Origin of the sequence: Leifsonia shinshuensis, assembly GCF_022606355.1 — a bacterium.
Lineage (GTDB): Bacteria > Actinomycetota > Actinomycetes > Actinomycetales > Microbacteriaceae > Leifsonia > Leifsonia shinshuensis_B.
Genome location: NZ_JAHHZQ010000002.1, coordinates 682,626 through 699,818 on the forward strand (window position 1 = coordinate 682,626; position 17,193 = coordinate 699,818).

15 protein-coding genes are annotated in these 17,193 nt (G+C 69.5%); 4 read left to right on the forward strand and 11 right to left on the reverse strand.

The annotated features are described in order from the left end of the window. Position 1 precedes the first annotated feature (1 nt). The 7 genes from KNO15_RS10220 to KNO15_RS10250 all read right to left on the reverse strand — a co-directional run bounded on the left by KNO15_RS10220 (position 2) and on the right by KNO15_RS10250 (position 7,384). Positions 2-1,039, reverse strand: coding sequence for an SIS domain-containing protein (locus KNO15_RS10220; RefSeq protein ID WP_241703616.1), 1,038 nt, complete (start codon positions 1,037-1,039; stop codon positions 2-4). 37 nt (positions 1,040-1,076) lie between these two features. Next, a complete protein-coding gene (locus tag KNO15_RS10225; protein ID WP_241703617.1) occupies positions 1,077-1,925 on the reverse strand; it encodes a carbohydrate ABC transporter permease in 849 nt (282 codons plus the stop codon). Beyond that, complete coding sequence (locus KNO15_RS10230) at positions 1,922-2,878, reverse strand: carbohydrate ABC transporter permease (protein ID WP_241703618.1); 957 nt, start codon at positions 2,876-2,878, stop codon at positions 1,922-1,924. Before KNO15_RS10230 ends, KNO15_RS10225 begins: the two co-directional genes overlap by 4 nt. After that, a complete protein-coding gene (locus KNO15_RS10235; protein ID WP_241703619.1) occupies positions 2,875-4,176 on the reverse strand; it encodes an extracellular solute-binding protein in 1,302 nt (433 codons plus the stop codon). The genes KNO15_RS10230 and KNO15_RS10235 overlap by 4 nt, the downstream gene beginning before the upstream one ends. Then, positions 4,173-5,108: a BadF/BadG/BcrA/BcrD ATPase family protein gene (locus tag KNO15_RS10240; protein ID WP_241703620.1), complete on the reverse strand. Its 936-nt coding sequence runs from the start codon at positions 5,106-5,108 to the stop codon at positions 4,173-4,175. Before KNO15_RS10240 ends, KNO15_RS10235 begins: the two co-directional genes overlap by 4 nt. A gap of 145 nt (positions 5,109-5,253) precedes the next feature. After that, positions 5,254-6,474, reverse strand: coding sequence for an ROK family transcriptional regulator (locus KNO15_RS10245; RefSeq protein WP_241703621.1), 1,221 nt, complete (start codon positions 6,472-6,474; stop codon positions 5,254-5,256). A 70-nt stretch (positions 6,475-6,544) separates the two neighbouring features. Next, positions 6,545-7,384, reverse strand: a complete 840-nt coding sequence (locus tag KNO15_RS10250) for an HAD-IIB family hydrolase (protein ID WP_241703622.1) — start codon at positions 7,382-7,384, stop codon at positions 6,545-6,547. A gap of 192 nt (positions 7,385-7,576) precedes the next feature. Between KNO15_RS10250 and KNO15_RS10255 the strand changes: the two genes are divergently transcribed. Together KNO15_RS10255 and KNO15_RS10260 are read left to right on the forward strand one after the other, a co-directional pair. Continuing rightward, entirely contained in the window at positions 7,577-8,032 is a 456-nt protein-coding gene (locus KNO15_RS10255; RefSeq protein ID WP_241703623.1) for a hypothetical protein, read from the forward strand. A 205-nt stretch (positions 8,033-8,237) separates the two neighbouring features. Further along, on the forward strand, positions 8,238-9,800 hold the full coding sequence (locus tag KNO15_RS10260) for a cytochrome b (RefSeq protein ID WP_241703624.1): 1,563 nt from the start codon (positions 8,238-8,240) through the stop codon (positions 9,798-9,800). Between the two features lie 71 nt (positions 9,801-9,871). Here KNO15_RS10260 and KNO15_RS10265 read toward each other — a convergent pair whose 3' ends face one another. The 4 genes from KNO15_RS10265 to KNO15_RS10280 all read right to left on the reverse strand — a co-directional run bounded on the left by KNO15_RS10265 (position 9,872) and on the right by KNO15_RS10280 (position 15,097). Beyond that, a complete protein-coding gene (locus KNO15_RS10265; protein ID WP_241703625.1) occupies positions 9,872-11,731 on the reverse strand; it encodes a DUF2207 domain-containing protein in 1,860 nt (619 codons plus the stop codon). Positions 11,732-11,839: 108 nt separating this feature from the next. Next, positions 11,840-12,457, reverse strand: a complete 618-nt coding sequence (locus tag KNO15_RS10270) for a DUF1349 domain-containing protein (protein WP_241703626.1) — start codon at positions 12,455-12,457, stop codon at positions 11,840-11,842. Positions 12,458-12,540: 83 nt separating this feature from the next. Continuing rightward, on the reverse strand, positions 12,541-14,085 hold the full coding sequence (locus tag KNO15_RS10275) for an APC family permease (RefSeq protein ID WP_241703627.1): 1,545 nt from the start codon (positions 14,083-14,085) through the stop codon (positions 12,541-12,543). Between the two features lie 124 nt (positions 14,086-14,209). Continuing rightward, positions 14,210-15,097 (reverse strand): LysR family transcriptional regulator, encoded by an 888-nt coding sequence (locus KNO15_RS10280; RefSeq protein ID WP_241703628.1) that lies wholly within the window; start codon positions 15,095-15,097, stop codon positions 14,210-14,212. Between the two features lie 139 nt (positions 15,098-15,236). On the opposite strand from KNO15_RS10280, the gene KNO15_RS10285 reads away from it, so the two are divergent. After that, on the forward strand, positions 15,237-15,734 hold the full coding sequence (locus KNO15_RS10285; RefSeq protein WP_241703629.1) for a YjbQ family protein: 498 nt from the start codon (positions 15,237-15,239) through the stop codon (positions 15,732-15,734). 2 nt (positions 15,735-15,736) lie between these two features. Further along, positions 15,737-17,188 (forward strand): FGGY-family carbohydrate kinase, encoded by a 1,452-nt coding sequence (locus KNO15_RS10290; RefSeq protein ID WP_241703630.1) that lies wholly within the window; start codon positions 15,737-15,739, stop codon positions 17,186-17,188. Positions 17,189-17,193: the final 5 nt, after the last annotated feature.

A 17,193-nucleotide genomic window follows, 5' to 3' on the forward strand; every position in this document is an offset into this window, starting at 1 on the left:
CCTAGGCCGCCCGCACCGGCAGCTTCGTGTCGTCCTGGTGGTACAGGAACTCCTCGAGCGGGTACGGCCTGTGCCCGATCGCGGACGCGATGGCCAGCTGGCCGATCACCGTCTCGACGATGGACCGCTCGAAGTGGCCGAGCCCGGCAGGCACCGTGACGACGGTGAGGCCGGGGTGGCCCGACGACGGCACGTCCGCGGCGGCGGCCGCCGTGACCAGCACGACGCGCACCCCCGCATCGAGCACGGAGGACGGGATGCTCGTCTCGCGCCCGTCGCCGAACAGCACGAGAACGTCGTCGGCCGACAGCACCTCCATCGGGCCGTGCAGGTACTGGTAGGTCTCGAACGCGCTGCTCGGGGTGCGCAGGCCCTCGCGGACCATGAGCGAGAGCTCGGCGGCGGCGGCGAGCGAAGCGCCCCTCCCGACGACGTCGATGCTCGTCGCCTGCGCGAGGACGGCGCCGACCGTCTCGGCGATCGATGCATAGTCGCGGAGGGCGTCGGCGGCCCGGCCGGGGAGCCGCGCGGCCTCCGCGCCGGTGTCGAGCGCTCCGACGCGGTCGAGGAGCAGGGCGTAGGCGAGGATCGTCGCGGTGTATCCGCTCGTGTAGACCGGGGAGTCGGGGAAGCCGCCGAGACCGAGCACGACGTCGGTCGCCTCCCGGATCGGCTGGTCGGGGAAGTTCGTGATGCCGATCCGTGAGCCCTCTGGCAGGGCGCCGGCGGCGGCGAGCGGCTCGGGACTCCGACCCGACTCGGACACGACGATCGCGTGGTCGGCGCGGACGACGGCCAGGCCGTCCGCCACGTCGGAGGCGATCACCGCGGTGGCGGGCCGCCCCTTCTCCGCGAGCGCGGCCACCGGCACGTGCGCCGAGTTGAGGGAGGCGCCCATCGCCACGATGGCGACGCTCTCGTCTGCGCCCCAACCGGGGAGCGCCGCCGCGTCGAGATCGCGCGAGACGGTCTCGAGGGCGAGCTGCAGGTTGGCGGGCTGGGCGTTCATGGCGTCGATGAAGGAAGCAGTGGGTTCCATGGTCGTCTTTCTCGATGAGAGGGTCGGGTTCGGGAGGTCAGCCCTTGACGGCGCCGGCGGCCATGCCGCTGACGACGTAGCGCTGGAAGACCATCGCCACGATGATCGGAGGGAGGGCAGCCAGGATGCCGCCGGCGGCCACCAGCCCGAAGTCGGTGGTGTAGCGTCCGGCGAACTCGCTGATCGCGACCGGCAGCGTCTTCGCGGCGTTCGACGACGTGAAGATGAGCGCGTACATGAACTCGTCCCAGGCGAGCAGGAACGCGAACATCAGCGCGGCGAAGATACCGGGCCGCGCGGCGGGGAGGATGACCCGGAACAGCGCTCCGAGCCGGCTCGTGCCGTCGATGCGCGCGGCCTCCTCCAGCTCCTCGGGGATGGTCAGGAAGTAGTTGCTGAGGATCCAGAGCACGAACGGCACGACCAGCGAGCAGTCGACGATGATCAGCCCGGTGACGGTGTCCAGCAGCCCGAGCGAGTTGAGGATGAGGTATAGCGGGATCAGCAGCGCGATCTGCGGGAGCATGTAGGTCGCGAGGAACAGGATCAGTACGGCCTGCCGGAACCGGAACCGCAGCCTCGCGAAGGCGTAGGCGCCGAGGATGCCCACGATCATCGAGATGCCGACCGTTCCGACAGCGACGATCGTCGTGTTGGCGAGCGCCGCGCGGAAGGTGGCGCCGACGCTGTCCGCCCCACCCCGGAAGATCAGCTCGTACCGGCTCCAGTCCAGCGTGTCCGGGATCCATTGCAGCGGGGTGGAGATGAGCACGCGCTGGGGAGTCACGCTGGCGAGCACCATCCACCCGAACGGCAGCAGGATCACCAGCGAGACGACGATCGCCGCGAGGTGGATCAGGATCGAGTTGCGTTTGGCGTGTCTCACAGCAGGCTCATCTCGGATCGGCGCAGCAGGCGGAGGTAGAAGAACGTCAGGGCCAGGATGACGAGCACGATGATGTACGACAGCGCGGCTCCCACCCCGAAGTTCTGGTCGGAGAAGGCCGTCGTGTACGCGTAGTAGGCGACGGTCTGGGTGCCGTTGACGGGGCCGCCGCGCGTCATCGCGTAGATGATGTCGAAGACCTTGAACGCCTCGACGGTGCGCAGCACGAGCACAACGGAGATCGACGGCACGAGCATCGGCAGGACGATCGACCGGAAGATGCGCGGCCAGCTCGCCCGGTCGACCTTCGCCGCCTCGTAGAGCTCGGACGGGATGGAGGTCAGGCCTGCAAGCAGGAAGAACGCCACCAGCGGCGTGGTCTTCCAGACGTCGGCGACGATCACCGCGTTGAGCGCGGTGGTCGGGTCGCCGAGCCACGCCTGGTACTGGTCGATGATCCCGAGCTGGGTCAGGGCCGCGTTGAGTGCGCCGTACTGCGCGTTGAAGATGCCCTTCCACATCGCGGCGTTGACGATCGTCGGGATCGCCCACGGGATGATGACGATCGCGCGGAACAGCCAGCGCGCGCGGAGCTTCGCGTTCAGCAGGCCCGCCACGATGAGCCCGAAGACGAGCTCGAGCGCCGTCGACACGATCGTGAAGTAGAGGGTGCGGCCCATCGCCGCCCAGAACCCCGACGAGGTGAGGACGCCGACGTAGTTCTGCAGCCCGACGAACGGGGTGTCGGTCGCCAGTGCCGAATTGACCTCGAAGAACGAGATCAGCAGGGTTCGCAGGATCGGGTAGACGATCACCCCGAAGACGGCGATAGCGGCAGGCAGGAGCAGCCAGAAGGCCAGCCTCCCCTGATTGTCGCGCCTGCGCCGGGTGCGGCGCTCCCGTACGGGGGAGCGCCGTTCCGTCTCGACTCCGGCGACCGACACGCCGGTCACTTCTGGCTCGCGTTGGCGGCCGCGACCGCGTCGTCGAGGGCCTGCTGCGGGCTCTTCTTGCCGAGCAGTGCGTTCTGCAGCTCGACCTGGATGGCCTGCGAGACGGTGTTGTAGTTCGGCACCGGCGGGCGCAGGATCATCGAGTCGTAGGCTTTGCCCGCCGCGGCGAACACCTCGGGGTTCGTCTTGGTGATCTCCGGCTTGGTGTAGCTGGCCTTCCAGTTCGTCATGGAGCTGGTGACGTACTTGTCCTGCACGGCCTCGCTCGTCATGTACTCGATGAACTTCCACGCGGCCGCCTGGTGCTTCGACTTCGCGCCGATCGCGAGAGCCATCGAGCCGTTCACTCCGGGGTTGTCCCCGTTCGGGCCGGTCGGCGGCACCGTGACGGCGACCTGGCCGACGACCTTCGAGATCGAGGGGTCGTTCTGGTCGCGGAACGTGGACTCCCAGTTCAGCTCCATCGCGGTCTTGCCGGCCGCCATGGACTTGTCGGTGTCGTCCTCCAGGAAGGTCGTCGATGCCGGGTCGGTGAGACCGTCGTCGATCGACTTCTTCATGAACTCCAGGGCCTGGACTCCCGCGCCCTTGTTGATGTCGAGCTTGCCGCTGGAGTCGGTGAACTGGCCGCCGAACGCGCCGAGCAGCTCGGCGTAGTCGCAGACGAGGGCCTCGGCCTGCGACCAGCTCCACGAGATCGGGTACTGCACGATCCCGGCGTCCTTGAGCTTCTTCGCGACCGCGAGGACGCCGTCCCAGGTCTTGACGTCGTCGGGGCCGGCGCCGACCTTGGCCAGCATGTCCTTGTTGTAGAAGAACAGCTTCGTGGAGGGGCCCCACGGCACGCCGTAGTACTTGCCCTGGTATTCGGCGCTGCTGAGCGCGCCGCCGAGCATCTCGGACTTCCAGCTCGACGGGAAGTTCTTCGTCACGTCGGTGATGATGCCCTTGGAGGCGAACTCCGCCGGCCAGATCACGTCGAGGTGCACGACGTCGTACGTGCCGGCCGGTGCCGAGGTGACGATCTTGTCGTGCAGCGCCTCGTAAGCGACGAACGTCGGCTTGACCGTGATCTTCGGGTTCTTCGCCTCGAAGTCCTTGATCATCGAGTTGACGTCGGACTCTGAATAGCCCGCCTGCTTCATGAAGAGCGCGTTGATCGTTCCGGTGCCGTCGCCTTGGCTGCCGCCGCCGGAACTGGCTCCCGTCACGCTGCACGCGCTGAGGGCGAGCGCGGCCACCGCCGCGAGCCCGACGCCGGCGAGCGTTCGACGTCGCCGAGGGGATGTGATTCTCATGGCTTCCTCCGTGATGGTGTTGATGGTGCGAAGGGGACAGCGTCGGCCGCCTCCGTGAGTCGCCTGGCCATCGCGAGCGCGCCCTCGACAGGGGGCGCGGCGAGCAGATGGACGGCGTGTCCGAGTCCGCGGGCGCGGAGGCGCTCGCGGAAGGCCCGCAGCAGGCGTGGCTGGTGCGTGATGACCCCGCCGGCGCAGACGACGTGATCGCCGACCGCTCCGTGGCGGTGGACGAGCTGCACGCTGCGGGCCAGCTCGTCGGCGGCCTGGTCGATGACCTGCGCCGCTCGCGGGCTCCCCGCGTCGGCGGCGGCGAAGACGAGCGGTGCGGCCGCGCCCCACCGGGTGATGCGGGGGTGGACGGTCAGGGCGTTCGACAGTCCGACGATGTCGTCGACATCGAAGTGGGTGAACAGTGCGTCGGCGAGCTGATCGAGGCTCTCCCGCTCGTCGACGGCGTCGAACAGCGAGCGGACGGCGTCGCGGACGAGCGCGGGCGCGCTCCCGGGGTCGTTCAGGATGTAGCCGTAGCCTCCCGCGGTGACCGGGGAGCCGTCGGCGCGCCTGCCGACGACCTTGGAGCCCGTTCCGGCGATGACGGCGATGGCTTCGTCGAAGCCGGCGGCCGGGCCGAGGAGTTCGACGTCGTTGACGGTCCAGGTGAGCCCGGGGCGGGCGTCGGCGAGGGCGGTCTGAAAGGCTTCGGCCTGCGCGTCGCTGTCGAGGCCGTGCGCGCCGACGGCCAGTGCGGCATCCTCGGCGCCGGGGAGGTGGCCGAAGAGCGCCAGCAGGCGCTCGACGCTGGCCGGGGAGTCCAGCCGGCCGTCCGCCTGCCATTCGGCCGTGGGAACCGAGCGGTCGAGGAGCGTCACGCCGGTGGATTCTGCGCGGACGTGCGTCTTCGTACCGCCGATGTCGATCCCAACGATCACACGCCGCTCCTCTGTCGTCATTGCCAGGCACCTGGCCGTGAGGCCGGGAACTTCTCCCGATCGGTCGATTACTTCTTTCCGATCGGAGTGAGAAGAAGTTGGAATGACACTAGAAGCACCACCGGCCGTCTGTCAAGAGCAGCGGTCAGAAGTCGATGTAGGCGAATCCGTTCACCTCGGCGGCAGCGAGTTCGGCGATCCCCAGGAGCACGCCGTCGTCACGATGCGTCGCCGCGGCGACCCGCGGCACCCGGATGATCCTGCCGCGGAGCCGCTGCTCGATCTCGGGGATCACCGTCGCCTCGTCTCCGGCGAAGCTGCTGCCGAAGACGACCAGCTCGGGATCGAGGACGATGACGAGGGCGGCCACCGCGATCGCGACCATGTCGAGGATCTCGTCGGCCATCTCGCGGGCGTCGGGATCGCCGGTGCGTGCGAGCTCGAACACGTCCTCGGCCGTGATGGTGCCGGAGGGCGGGAGGGCCATGCCGCGTTCGCGTGCGCGCCGGGTGAGCGCGAGCGACCCGATGCGGTCTTCGAGGTCGCCGTGCTCGTCGTACGAACGCTCCAGCGACGAGCGCTCCATCAGCAGGTAGCCGATCTCGCCGGCCTCCGCCCGCGCGCCGCGGTACAGCTCGCCGTTGGTGATGATCCCGGCGCCGAGGCCGTTCTCGAGGAAGATGGCGACCAGACTCGAGAGGCCTTTGCCCGTCCCCGCGTGCAGCTCGCCGAACGCGAGCGCGTTGGCGTCGTTCTCGACCACGATCGGAACCGTCGTCCGTTCGCGCAGGAGCGTGCCGAACGGAACGCCGGTCCACCCGAACTCCGGCATCGTGCCGACGACGCCGTCGGGCTGCTCCACGACGCCCGGCACGGCGATGCCGGCGGCCAGGCAGGGCGTGCCGAGGGACTCCGCGGTGGAGATGAGCTCGTCGAACAGCCCGAACACGCGATCCAGCTGGGCCTGCTGGTCGGCGAGCCGTTCGTCCTCCGGAGCCTCCTTGGTCGCGCGGGGGCCGAGCTCGATCGTGCGCCGGAAGACGATGGTGCCGTCGAAGTCCACGAGGATCCCCGTCACGACGTCGGCCCGCAGCTGGATCGCGGCGACCAGGCGCGAACTGCCGGCGTACCGCAGGAGGACGGAGGGCCGCCCGCCGCGCGACGGCTCCTGGCCGGCGGCGACGACGAGCCCCTCGTCGACGAGCGTCGCGGTGAGCCGGTTGATGGTCGCCGGGGCGAGCCCGGTCATCGCGCCGAGCTGCTGTCGTGACAGCGGCCCCGACGCCCGCAGGGCTTCGATGATGGCGGTCTGGTTGACGCGCGCGAGCGTGCTCGTCGTCGCCGTGCCCCCTGCGCGTCGTGCCACCAGAACACCTTCCGTCGTAGTTCGGAAGAACTTTACTATCCGTGTGGAAGGAACGGGGTGCAGTGTCCGACTATGACCGGAACGGCGCTGCCGTCGGGAAGTGCTTGCGCAGCATCACGCCGATCCCGTCCTCGTCGTTCGACAGCGTCCGCTCGATCGACGGGCTCGCGGCGAGACCCCGGGGAGCGTTGGCCATGAGGACTCCGACGCCGGCGTTCTCGAGAAGCTCGAGGTCGGACAGGCTGTCCCCGAAGGCGATGACGTCGCCGAGCTCCCGGCCGAGGTGCCGCGCCAGCGCGGCGACCGCCGGGAGCTTGACCGCGTGGGAGGAGCTGATCTCGATGACGTGCGGCACACGGTGGATGAACGCCTCCGCTCCCACGTCGCGCAGCGGGTCCTCCAGGGCGTCCAGCGCCGCGCCCTCGCCGCGGAACATCAGCTTGAACACGGTGTCCGATGCGACCGCGTCGGCCCGCACGCGGTCGGCGCCGACGGCGGTCGGCCACACGGAGGTGTTCCTGGCCTCCCGGAGGCCCCAGTAGTCCAGCCGGTTCACGAACCAGTCGTCGCGCGTGTAGACGCCGATGTGGACGTCCGTCGCCGCGGCGAGCTCGAGGAACCGAGCCGTCGCCGCCGGGTCGAGCGGCGTCTCGGACAGCGTCGTGAACCCGCCGTCCGCCTCCCGCGCCCAGACGAGCGCCCCTCCGTAGGTGGCGTACGACGACCGGACGCCGAGCTGCTCCTCGATCAGCGCGGTGGACTGCGGGCCGCGTGCGGTGACGAGGATGACGTGGACGCCCTCCGTCTCGGCGACCCGGCGGATCTCCGACGAGGTGAAGCTCGCGATGCGCTTGTCCGAGCCGATCAGGGTGCCGTCGATGTCGAGCGCCAGGATGCGCAGTCCGCTCACGCCGCGACCTCCCGTTCGCTTGGGGCCTCTTCACCCTAGCGGGACGGCACCTCAGCGGGCCGCCGGCGACGGGTTCTTCGGCAGCCGATCAGGTCGTCGAGCCCGTGATTCGTGACAGGGAGGTCACAATTCGTCGCGCTGATCGGTCTCAGCTGGTGACGGAGGACGAACACTCCGGAGGGAGGCGATCGGATGTCCGCGATCGCACAAGGCTCGAGTCGGCCGACGCTTCGCCCGGCGCTCGCCCGATTCGGGTGGGCCACCTGGGAGTGGCTCGCGATGCCGCTCCACTACCGCGCGGTGCACCGGCTGCACGTGGCCGCCGAGACCGGGGACCGCGCGCGCTTGAGCGCGCTGCTCGCGCCGACGGTCTCTGTGGTCGTCGACTCCGGGACCGGTGTCGCTTCGGGGGTCCGCGTGATCCAGGGCGTCGCCGACGCGACCGTGGTGCTCGAACACGGCTTCAAGCGGATGGATGGAGTGCTGGTCGACGAACGGTCGGTCAACAACCAGGCGGGGCTGATCATCAGCCGTGCCGGAGCCCCGATCGCTTCCGTCGCCGTGGACTTCACCGGCCGTCTCGTCTCGACGGTCTGGGTGCGCCTCGACCCGGCGGGGCGACGGCACTGGAACACCGTGTACGCGTGAGCGGATGATCCGCTGGGCCGGCGTGGCGCCCCCAGAACGGCACGTCATAGATCTGCGACCTGCGTCACGGCCGAGATCGACCACGCCGGCGTCCGCCGCCTCTTCTGGGTCCTCGACCCGAACAAGCTGGAGCACATCGTCGCCGTCTGATGTCACAGATCGACCCCCTGTCCGGTCCTAGTCAGTGAGGACAGGAGGTCTGACCGTGGGCAAGACACTGACGGATCGAATCTCGAGCGCGGCCCGGGACTCCGGGGCCGGGCGTCGGCTCGCCGCGGCGCGCGCCGAGCTCGCCGGGCGCCGCGTCTCGCTGCACTGGTCGAACCTGTTCGGCGTCGTCGCGCTCGCGTGCGTCGTCGTGCTGTTCGCCACCGGGCTGCTGCTGATGTTCTGGTACGTCCCGTCGAGCCGGCGCGTCACCTACGACGGCTCGTACAGCCCGCTCGTGGGACAGGAGGCTTCCGCCGCCTACGTCTCGATCCTGCACACCTCGTTCGACATCCCCGGCGGTCTGCTCGTGCGGCAGGCGCACCACTGGGCGGCGCTCCTGCTGCCCGCCGCGATCCTGATGCAGCTCGCGGTCACGTTCTTCACCGGCGCCTTCCGCCGCCGCCGCGGCTCGTGGCTGGTGCTCTTCGGGCTGCTGGTCGTCGCACTGGCGGGAGGCTGGAGCGGCTACGCCCTCCCGGACGACATGCTCTCCGGCACCGGCCTGCGGATCTTCCAGGGCATCCTGCTGGGCATCCCCGTCGTCGGCACCTGGCTCTCGTGGTTGTTCTTCGGCGGCGAGTTCCCCGGCCGGATCATCGAGAACCTCTACCCCGTGCACATCGCGGTCGTCCCCGCCCTCCTGATCGGGCTGCTCTGGCTGCGCGCCCGGATCGCCTCCCGTCAGGCGCCGATGCGCTACCCCGGCGAGGTCGGCGTGCCGGCCTACCCGAACGCCGCAGCGCGGGCGGGGGGCCTGTTCGCGATCGTCACCGGCCTCCTCGTGCTCGTGGCGGCGACGGTCACGGTCGCTCCGGTGTGGCTGTTCGGGCCGTCGTCGCCCGGCGACGCGTCGGCCGGCAGTCAACCGGACTGGTACACGGGCTTCCTCGACGGCGCGCTCCGGCTGGTGCCGCCCGGGTGGGAGGTCGTGTGGCTCGGCCGCACCTGGAGCCTCGCGATCCTGGTGCCGCTCGCGGTCGTGGGAGTGTTCCTGCTCGCCGTCGCGGTCTACCCGTTCTTCGAGCAGTGGGTGCGCGGCCCGGGACGAGATGACGCCCTGCTCGACCGCCCGCGCAACGAGCCGACACGCACAGCGCTCGGCGTCGCCGGAATCGTGTTCTACGGCGCGCTCTGGGGTGCTGGGAGCGCGGACCTGGTGGCCACGCACTTCAGCATCGGCCTGGAGACGGTTGTGCACGGCTTCCAGGCGCTCTTGGTGCTCGGCCCGATCGCGGCGTTCTTCCTCACCCGGCGCGTCTGCCTCGCGCTGCAGAAGAAGGACAGGGGCCTGCTGCTGCACGGCTACGAGACCGGCCGGATCGTGCGCCTGCCCGGCGGCGAATATGTGGAGGTGCATGCGCCGGTGCCTGCGGAGGAGAGAGCGCAGCTCGCCGGCCCGCGGACGGTGCCCTCCGTCGTCGTCCACCCGGACGAGCGTGGAAGGGTGCATCCCTGGGACCGGCTCCGGGCGCGCCTCTCCCGCGCGTACCTCGAAGACCGCCTCGTTCCTGTCACGACCGGAGACCCGAGTGCGCTCGGGCGATCGGACGCGGCCTGATCCGGCTCCGGCGCGGGAGCGCGTCCTCCTGGTGCGCCGCGTCCTCCTCGTGCGCCGCGCCGCGCCTCGCCTCAGACGCCCCCGCCCCCGCCGCCTCCACCTCCGCCGCCGGAGAACCCGCCGCCTCCGGTGCCGCCGGACGACGAGCTGTTCGCCATGGTCGTGCTGGAGGAGATCCCGCTGACCATCTGGGAGAGCACGGCGACGTTGAACGCGGTCTGCCCTGCGTACCAGGTCGGTGCCTCGCCGGCCTGCTCGTAGAACCTGCCGAGCTCGGCCAGCCACTTCTTCTCGTCGCCGAAGAGCACCGCCCAGGGGAGCAGCCGTTCGTTGAGCTTCAGCATCTCGCGTGGATCGTCCACGGCGACGGGCACGCGCTCCGCGCCCTGCGGCGACTGGAGGTAGCGGATGCGGTCGGCCTCCGCCAGGTGCACGTACATCCGCAGACCGTCCACGTACTCGCGGAGCGCGGTTCCCGTGCTCGTCAGCGGCGAGCGGGAAACGAGGACGGCGCTGACGATGAAGAGCACGACCGCTCCGGCCGCGATGCCGAACGGCACCGCCCCTCCGTAGACGCCGACGATGCAGAGCACCGAGCCGGCGACGGCGAGCACCGTCGCCGCCAGCGCGGTGAAGAACACGGCGCTGACCGGCCCGCGCGGTCCGCTGGTGCGGTAGCCGAGCCCTGTCGCACCCTTGTGCACGCGCTTCGTCAGCGCCGTGATGCTTTGCGCGACGCGGGTGTTGGACGAACCGAGCTCCAGCGTGCTGCCGGGGGTGACCGACTCTCCGAACAGGGCCTGCAGGAACCGGAGCTCATCCGCCGTCGGGTGCGGGTCGCGGAGCGCCTGACGCCCGGTCGCCTCCGTCGAAACGAGCTCGAGCGTGTACGACGGGTGGCCGAAGAAGCCCTTGGCCGCCTCCAGCACCCGCACCCGCCCCGAGACGGCGAGGTCGAGCGTCTGCGCCGGCACCGCCTTCTTGGTGAGGCCCGCCACGTCGGCCGCGAGCAGCAGCCCCTCCTTCGGCGGCACGTACTCGGGGACGATCGTGCCGCGGCCGGGGGCATCGCGCAGCAGGCGGACTCGCACGACGATCGCGCCGATCAGGGTCAAGAGGCCGATCAGCAGGCCGGCGACGGCCGCGTAGCCCCAGCCGGTGTCGAACAGCCCATCGGAGCGCGGCGTGAAGGTGCCGGGCGCGAAGCCGATCGCGAACGTGAGGTTCTCGCCCGCGCCGAGCCGGTCAGCGCTGAAGCGGAACCCGTCACCGGTGCGCTCGACGTTCGCCGGGTCGGTCGAGCCTTGCGCGCCCCGGTAGGCCGACGTGTCGCCCCGGAGCGCCGCCGCCAGGCCGGGGCCGAGGTAGACGGCGGCGGTGACGCGGTCGAAAGGCTGCGCCCACTCGGTGCCGTTGGTGTCCCAGTAGAACTCGTCGTTGCCGGTGTCGGCGAAGTAGCGCGTGACGTTCGTCTGCCGGTAGGTGATGACGTAGGTCTGGTCGCCGTGCACGAAGTCTTTCGCGGCGATCGTCAGGGTGCGGATCCCGCTGGAGGACTCACTGGTGTACGGCCGCGGGGAGCCGTTCTGGTCGGTCACCGACACGACCTGCAGGTCGGTCGGATGCCCGTCGTAGTCCTCCACCAGCGCGCGCCGGATGCCGTGGTTCTGGTCGGTCGTGGGAAAGCGGGCCACCAGGGTCTCGACGGTGGTGAGCGTCGAGTGACCCTGCGCGTCACGGCCGAGCCGATAGTCCCCGTCGAAGCTGGCGAAGGTGAAGTCGTCGACGCCGGTGGGGGCGCCGGCGGGTGCGCGGTCCGCTACGTCCGCGTTCGCCGCGCCGCCGGTCGCGACGACCGTCGACAGGGCCACCGCGAGACCGATCGAGAGCAGCCGGGCGATCCGGCCCGGCCGCGAGCCGCGTGCACGCACTCCCACTGTGTTCCCCGCCGTCCCCCGCCCGACCGGACGGTGCCTGCCGGCCGCCGGCCCTCCCGGCAGCGCGCAACCATCCTGGCACCATCTCCCACCGAGGCGCGGCTAGTGCAGAGATGAGTCGCGCGGCCCGACCTTCCATTTGGTGAACTCGGCCACGAACCCCGCGCGTTCGGGCGCGCAGAGGTAGGGCCCTGCCACGACTACGGCGTCTCCGTGAGGCGACCACGGCGCGAGTCTGATGAGTTCGAACTCCTCGCCTTCTGCTTTGGCGCGGACGGAGAGCGCCCCGGAAGCCCAACTCGCCCGAATCGTGACCTTCTTGTCCTGCCACCCGGGCACCGGTGCCGTGGACCAGTCTGAATACGCATCCGTGACGACGGTCGACAGGCGAAGGACACCGTCCGCGTATTCCGTTCCGGCCTTGACCCAGTGGTCTGCGTCGACGCGCACGATCACCCCGGCCTGATCGAACTGCTGCGACATGTCGGCCACGAACTCCACTTCCACGGCCGTGTCGAGATCGAAACGTCGGAGCAGGCCGTGTTCGGAGTCTCGCTCGAACCCGTACGACGTCTTCTGCCACGCATCGCTGCCTTGGACGGCTTCGACACGAAGGCCTCCGGTGGGCGTGTCCGCGACGGACGCGGGCGGATTGCGCCACGTGCCCTGGTCCCAGGGAATGTCACGCACGAGCGTTGCCGGGGTGGTGATCTGTGTCATCAATCGGTCCTTCGAGCCCTCGGAGCGGGAGAGCCGACGAGAGCGGCACGGAGCGCAGCTCTCGCCGGCGACACGGCATACCTCTAGCCGATCTCGGAGGTCGCCGGGCTGACCTCGTCGGGGTGGTTGCGGGCGAAGTGCGGTCCGGCCTGCCCGGTCTTCAGCCGGCGGCGAAGCGCGAACAGCCACCACAGGGCCGCCAGGGCCACGATACCGCCGAAGACGTATCCGTTTCCGGCGAAGGCCGGCAGGAAGATGAGCGCGAACTCGACCGCCAGGAAGACGACCAGGCTGATGATGAGCAGTGGGAGCCGCGCGCGGCCGAGGTCGAACGTCCCCGGCTCCGCGGCTGGGATGCGATGGCGGAGGGTGGCGACCAAGAGGCCGATCGTCTGCAGCACGTAGGTGGTGAAGAAGGCCAGGGTCGCGATCCCGAGGAAGTAGTTGAACGCCTGCACACTGATGAGAGCAGAGAGCAGCAGGAGGATCGACACCACGCCGAGGGTGATGACGGCCGTGGAGGGCGTCTTCCGCTTGGGCGCGACGTGACGCAGTGCCCGTGAGAACGGCATCATGTTGTCCCGCGACAGGGAGTAGAGCAGCCGGGTCCCGACGAGAACGTTCGAGAGGAGGCACACCAGGATGTTGGTGAGGGCGATGGCGACGACGATCCGGGCGAACACCGGGCCGAGTTGCTGCTGGATGATCTCCTCGATCGGAGCGGGCGAGTTGGCCAGAACCGACGGGTCCTTGATCGCCAGCACGTAGACCAGATACATCAGGAACTCGATGACGCACGAGGCGGCAAAGGCGTAGAACATCGTGCGGGGGATCACGCGCCGGGCGTTCTTCGTCTCCTCCGCCACGTCGGCGACGGCCTCGACACCCACGAGCCCGAAGAAGGGGCCAAGGGAGGCGGAGAGCCAGGCGAGGATGTACGGAGTCGCCTGGTCGGGGCTCTTGCCGATGAAGAGCGACGAGAACGGCTGCGCATTGTCGGGCACGATGATCAGGAGGACCGCGATGGTGAGCGTGACACCCACCGTCACGACGATCTCGAGGCCGACGCCGATGTTGTTGATGAACGTCGCCAACCTGACCCGGTAGGCGTTGATCAGCACGCAGACCGCGACGACGGCGATGGCGATGAAGATCTGCTGGGGCTGCGTGAGGGTCCAGCCGAAGACGCTGCCGAGATACCCGGCGAAGATGTAGCCGAGGCTCGTCATCCCGCTCACCCAGCCGATCAGCGCCGCGTAGCCGGTGAACCAGCCGAAGGTCGATCCGTTGAGACGGCTCGTCCACTGGTAGGCGTATCCGGCGAGGGGAATCTTCGCGGCGACGTCGGCGGCGATCAGCGTCCACAGCAGGAACACCGGAATCGCGAGGAACAGGGTCCAGATGAAGGGGGAGCCTGCATTGAGGTACCCGCCGGCGAAGCCGGTGAATACCGCGGTGGTCGCGCTGATCGTCGAGAACCCGATCGCGAACGAGGCGATCTTGCCGACCGACCGGTCGAGCTTCTGCTTGTAGCCGAACTCTTCTAGGCGGGCGTCCTCGTCCTCACCGACCACCCGAGCGGGCGGGGTCAGCGATTCTTCTTCTTCGGGGGTGGTCGAGTTGACCATGAGCTACTCCTAGCTTCTTTGCTGGCCGAGGGGGAAACGATCCGCGGGTTCGTTCCAGTAAGTGAAGCGAGGATGTGCGTTCGGTGGAAGGTTGGAGCCGTTATGGAGTGATAAGCCGAGCCGATCAGTCCCGCGGCTCGGGCCGGGACGTGCTGACCATGTGCTCTACCAACCGGCGGGCCGGGGTGGTCAGGCGTTCAGGGCGCCAGGCGATCGCCGTGTAGCTGACCGGCCGATCGGTGATCGGGACGAACTGGATGCCGGGGCGGTCGTAGAGCCGCACCATCGACGACGTCGTGAAGCTCAGCCCGACCCCGCGCGAGACCAGGGTCGCCTCCGCCTCGTAGGTGGCGGCCTCGGCGGCGATCTGCGGTTCCTTCCCTCCGCGGGCGTCGGCGGCGTACCAGTACTCGCGCCATCTCCCGGCGGACTTCGGTGCCACCACGATCGGTTCGTCGAGGAGCTCCTCGATCCGGAGCTCCTCCCGGGCGGCCAGACGGTGCGAGCGCGGGAGGCACGCGACCCACGACTCCTCGGCGACGATCGCCAGCTGCATGTCCGGTACGTCGACCGGCGGGCGGAGCAGGGCGATGTCGGTGGCGCCCGACGCCAGTCCCGCCGTGGGGTCCGAGAAGTCGTACTCGATGGTCTCGACCGTGATGTCGGGGAAGACGGTTTCGACGCCGTCCAGCAACTGGAACAGCAGGTCCGCGCCGGTCCCGATGAGGTAGCCGAGCCGGACGTGACCGTAGTCCACCAGGAGCGCGACGGCTTCGAGCGCGGCATCGACGCCCGCGAGCGCCGATCGCACGTGCGGCAGCCACTCGCGACCGGTCGCTGTGAGCGAGACGGAGCGGGTGTCGCGATCGAACAGGCGGTCGCCGATGACGCGCTCCAGGTTCTGGATGGCCGCGGACAGTGCCGGCTGCGTGATGAAGAGCTTCTCCGCGGCGCGCCGGTAGTTCAACTCGGTTCCGAGGGCCTCGAAGTAGCGAAGCGATCTCAGATTCACGTCCGGGAAGGACCTCACGTCACCCTTTCGATTGATAAGCCCCCGTTATGTGGTCATTGTAACTAGCAGTTTCCGCCGGGATGGCGTGCGATCGCAGACTGAGGCTCTAGTCGCCGCACGAACGGGAGCAGGTAGAAGCATGCGCAGTCAGAGTCGATCGATCACGGTGGAGACCCCCGCTCGGCAGGAGTTCTTCGACGTCACCGCGCAGCTGGAGGACTTCGTCGCGGCCGAGGGTGTGGGCGACGGCATCGTCGTGGTCTACTCGCCCCACACGAGCTGCTGTGTGATCCTCCAGGAGGAGTCCGAGGACACGACCTATTACGGCACTCAGCTTCTGCTCCAGGACACGCTCAACGTCTTCGCGAAGATCGCACCGCCGACGCGTCACGAGGGCCAGTACCTGCACCCCGGCCCCATCCACATCCGCAACGCGGGCGAGCTGCGCGACGAGCTTCCGGAGTGGGGACTGAACACGGACGGCCACATCATCTCGTCCATCCTCGGGCGCTCGGAGACCATCCCGATCGTCGCCGGCCGCCTCGTGCTCGGCGAGTTCGGCCGGGTGTACTTCGGCGACCTCGACTCGGTGCGGGCCCGCACGCGCACGGTCCACTTCCAGCTCGTCGCGGTCTGACGATGCTCGTCTACGCGGTCGATATCGGCACGACCAACCTCAAGGTCGTGCTGTATGACGGAGGACTCCGGCGGCTGGCCACAGCCTCCGCGCCCGCCGTGTACACGCGGGAAGGCGTGCGCGTGGAGTTCGACCCGGTGCAGCTCTTCGACACGGTGATCGAGCTCATCGGCCGATGTGCGGTGGCGGCCGATGCCGCCGGCCGCGACGACGCGGTGATCGCCCTGACCGGACAGGCCGAGTCCCTGGTGCTCCTGGATCGCGACGGCGAACCGATCCGCCCCGGGCTGTCGTGGCTGGACGACAGGGCGGTCGCGGAGGCCTCCGAACTGGACGAGCGCTTCGGCGCCGACGCGGCCTTCGCCGTGACGGGAGAGCCGTTCCCCACCGCGACCTGGCCGGCGGCGAAACTCCGCTGGCTGCGCCGGCACGAGCCGGAGACCCTGGCTGCCACCCGGTCCGTCCTCATGGTCAAGGACTACGTCGCCTACCGGCTGACCGGTGCGTTCGCCGGTGACGTCTCCACCCGCGGCTTCTCCTACCTCTGGGATGTCCGGAACGGCTCGTACTGGGATGCGATGGTCGACTTCTGCGCGGTGCCCGCCGGCAGCCTCCCACCGGTCGTCGCCGCCGGGACCGACCTGGGTGCCGTCCTGGAGGAGGTCGCCGAGCGTCTTCCGCCGGCCGTGCGGTACCGGGTCAACATCGGCGGCCTGGACCACTTCTGCGCGATGGTCGGAACCGGGTCGTATGTTCACGGCAGCGTCAGCGAGTCGGCGGGCACGGTGCTGTCGCTCTCCGCCCTCGCGAGCGACTGGCGTTTCGACCCCGAGCGCAAGGTGTCCTTCCACGCGGGCCTCGGGCCGGGCGACACGGTGCTCTTCAACGGCGTCGACGGCGGAGGAGCGGCGCTCGACTGGTTCCGCGTCCAGGGCCTCGGCGGGATGCCCTACTCCGAGCTGGAGAGCCTGCTCGCATCGCGGGACTACCGGAACCCGCCGATGTTCCTGCCGTACCTGACCGGCGTCAACCCTCCCGACTACTTCCCGCACGCCAAGGGCGCTTTCCTGGAGCTCGATCTCGGTCACGACCGCGTCGATCTGGCGTACGCCGTCGAAGAGGGGATCGCGCACCTGCTCCGACGCAATGTCGAGTACTTCGACGGTGACGCACCGCAGGAGATCGTCTCCACCGGGGGAGGCGCCGCGTCCCCGTTCTGGAACCAGCTGAAGGCGGACGTCTGCGGTGTGGACGTCGTGGTGCCGGGCGAACTGGAGGCCACCTGCCGTGGTGCGGCGGTCCTCGCCCTCGCCGCCGAAGGGGCGGTGAGTGACTTCCGGGACGCTGGAATCGAGGCGCCACCGCCCCTCCGGTATGTGCCGTCCCGAAACGCGCAGCGCGACGAACGCTACGCGCGCTTCGGCGACTACCTGCGCCGGCTGTTCGAGCGCTGATCACG

Coding starts and splice junctions, on each gene's coding strand:
- KNO15_RS10275 (WP_241703627.1), bottom strand. CDS start 14,085: ATGGTCAACTCGACCACCCCCGAAGAAGAAGAATCGCTGACCCCGCCC.
- KNO15_RS10290 (WP_241703630.1), top strand. CDS start 15,737: ATGCTCGTCTACGCGGTCGATATCGGCACGACCAACCTCAAGGTCGTG.
- KNO15_RS10235 (WP_241703619.1), bottom strand. CDS start 4,176: ATGAGAATCACATCCCCTCGGCGACGTCGAACGCTCGCCGGCGTCGGG.
- KNO15_RS10285 (WP_241703629.1), top strand. CDS start 15,237: ATGCGCAGTCAGAGTCGATCGATCACGGTGGAGACCCCCGCTCGGCAG.
- KNO15_RS10270 (WP_241703626.1), bottom strand. CDS start 12,457: ATGACACAGATCACCACCCCGGCAACGCTCGTGCGTGACATTCCCTGG.
- KNO15_RS10220 (WP_241703616.1), bottom strand. CDS start 1,039: ATGGAACCCACTGCTTCCTTCATCGACGCCATGAACGCCCAGCCCGCC.
- KNO15_RS10255 (WP_241703623.1), top strand. CDS start 7,577: ATGTCCGCGATCGCACAAGGCTCGAGTCGGCCGACGCTTCGCCCGGCG.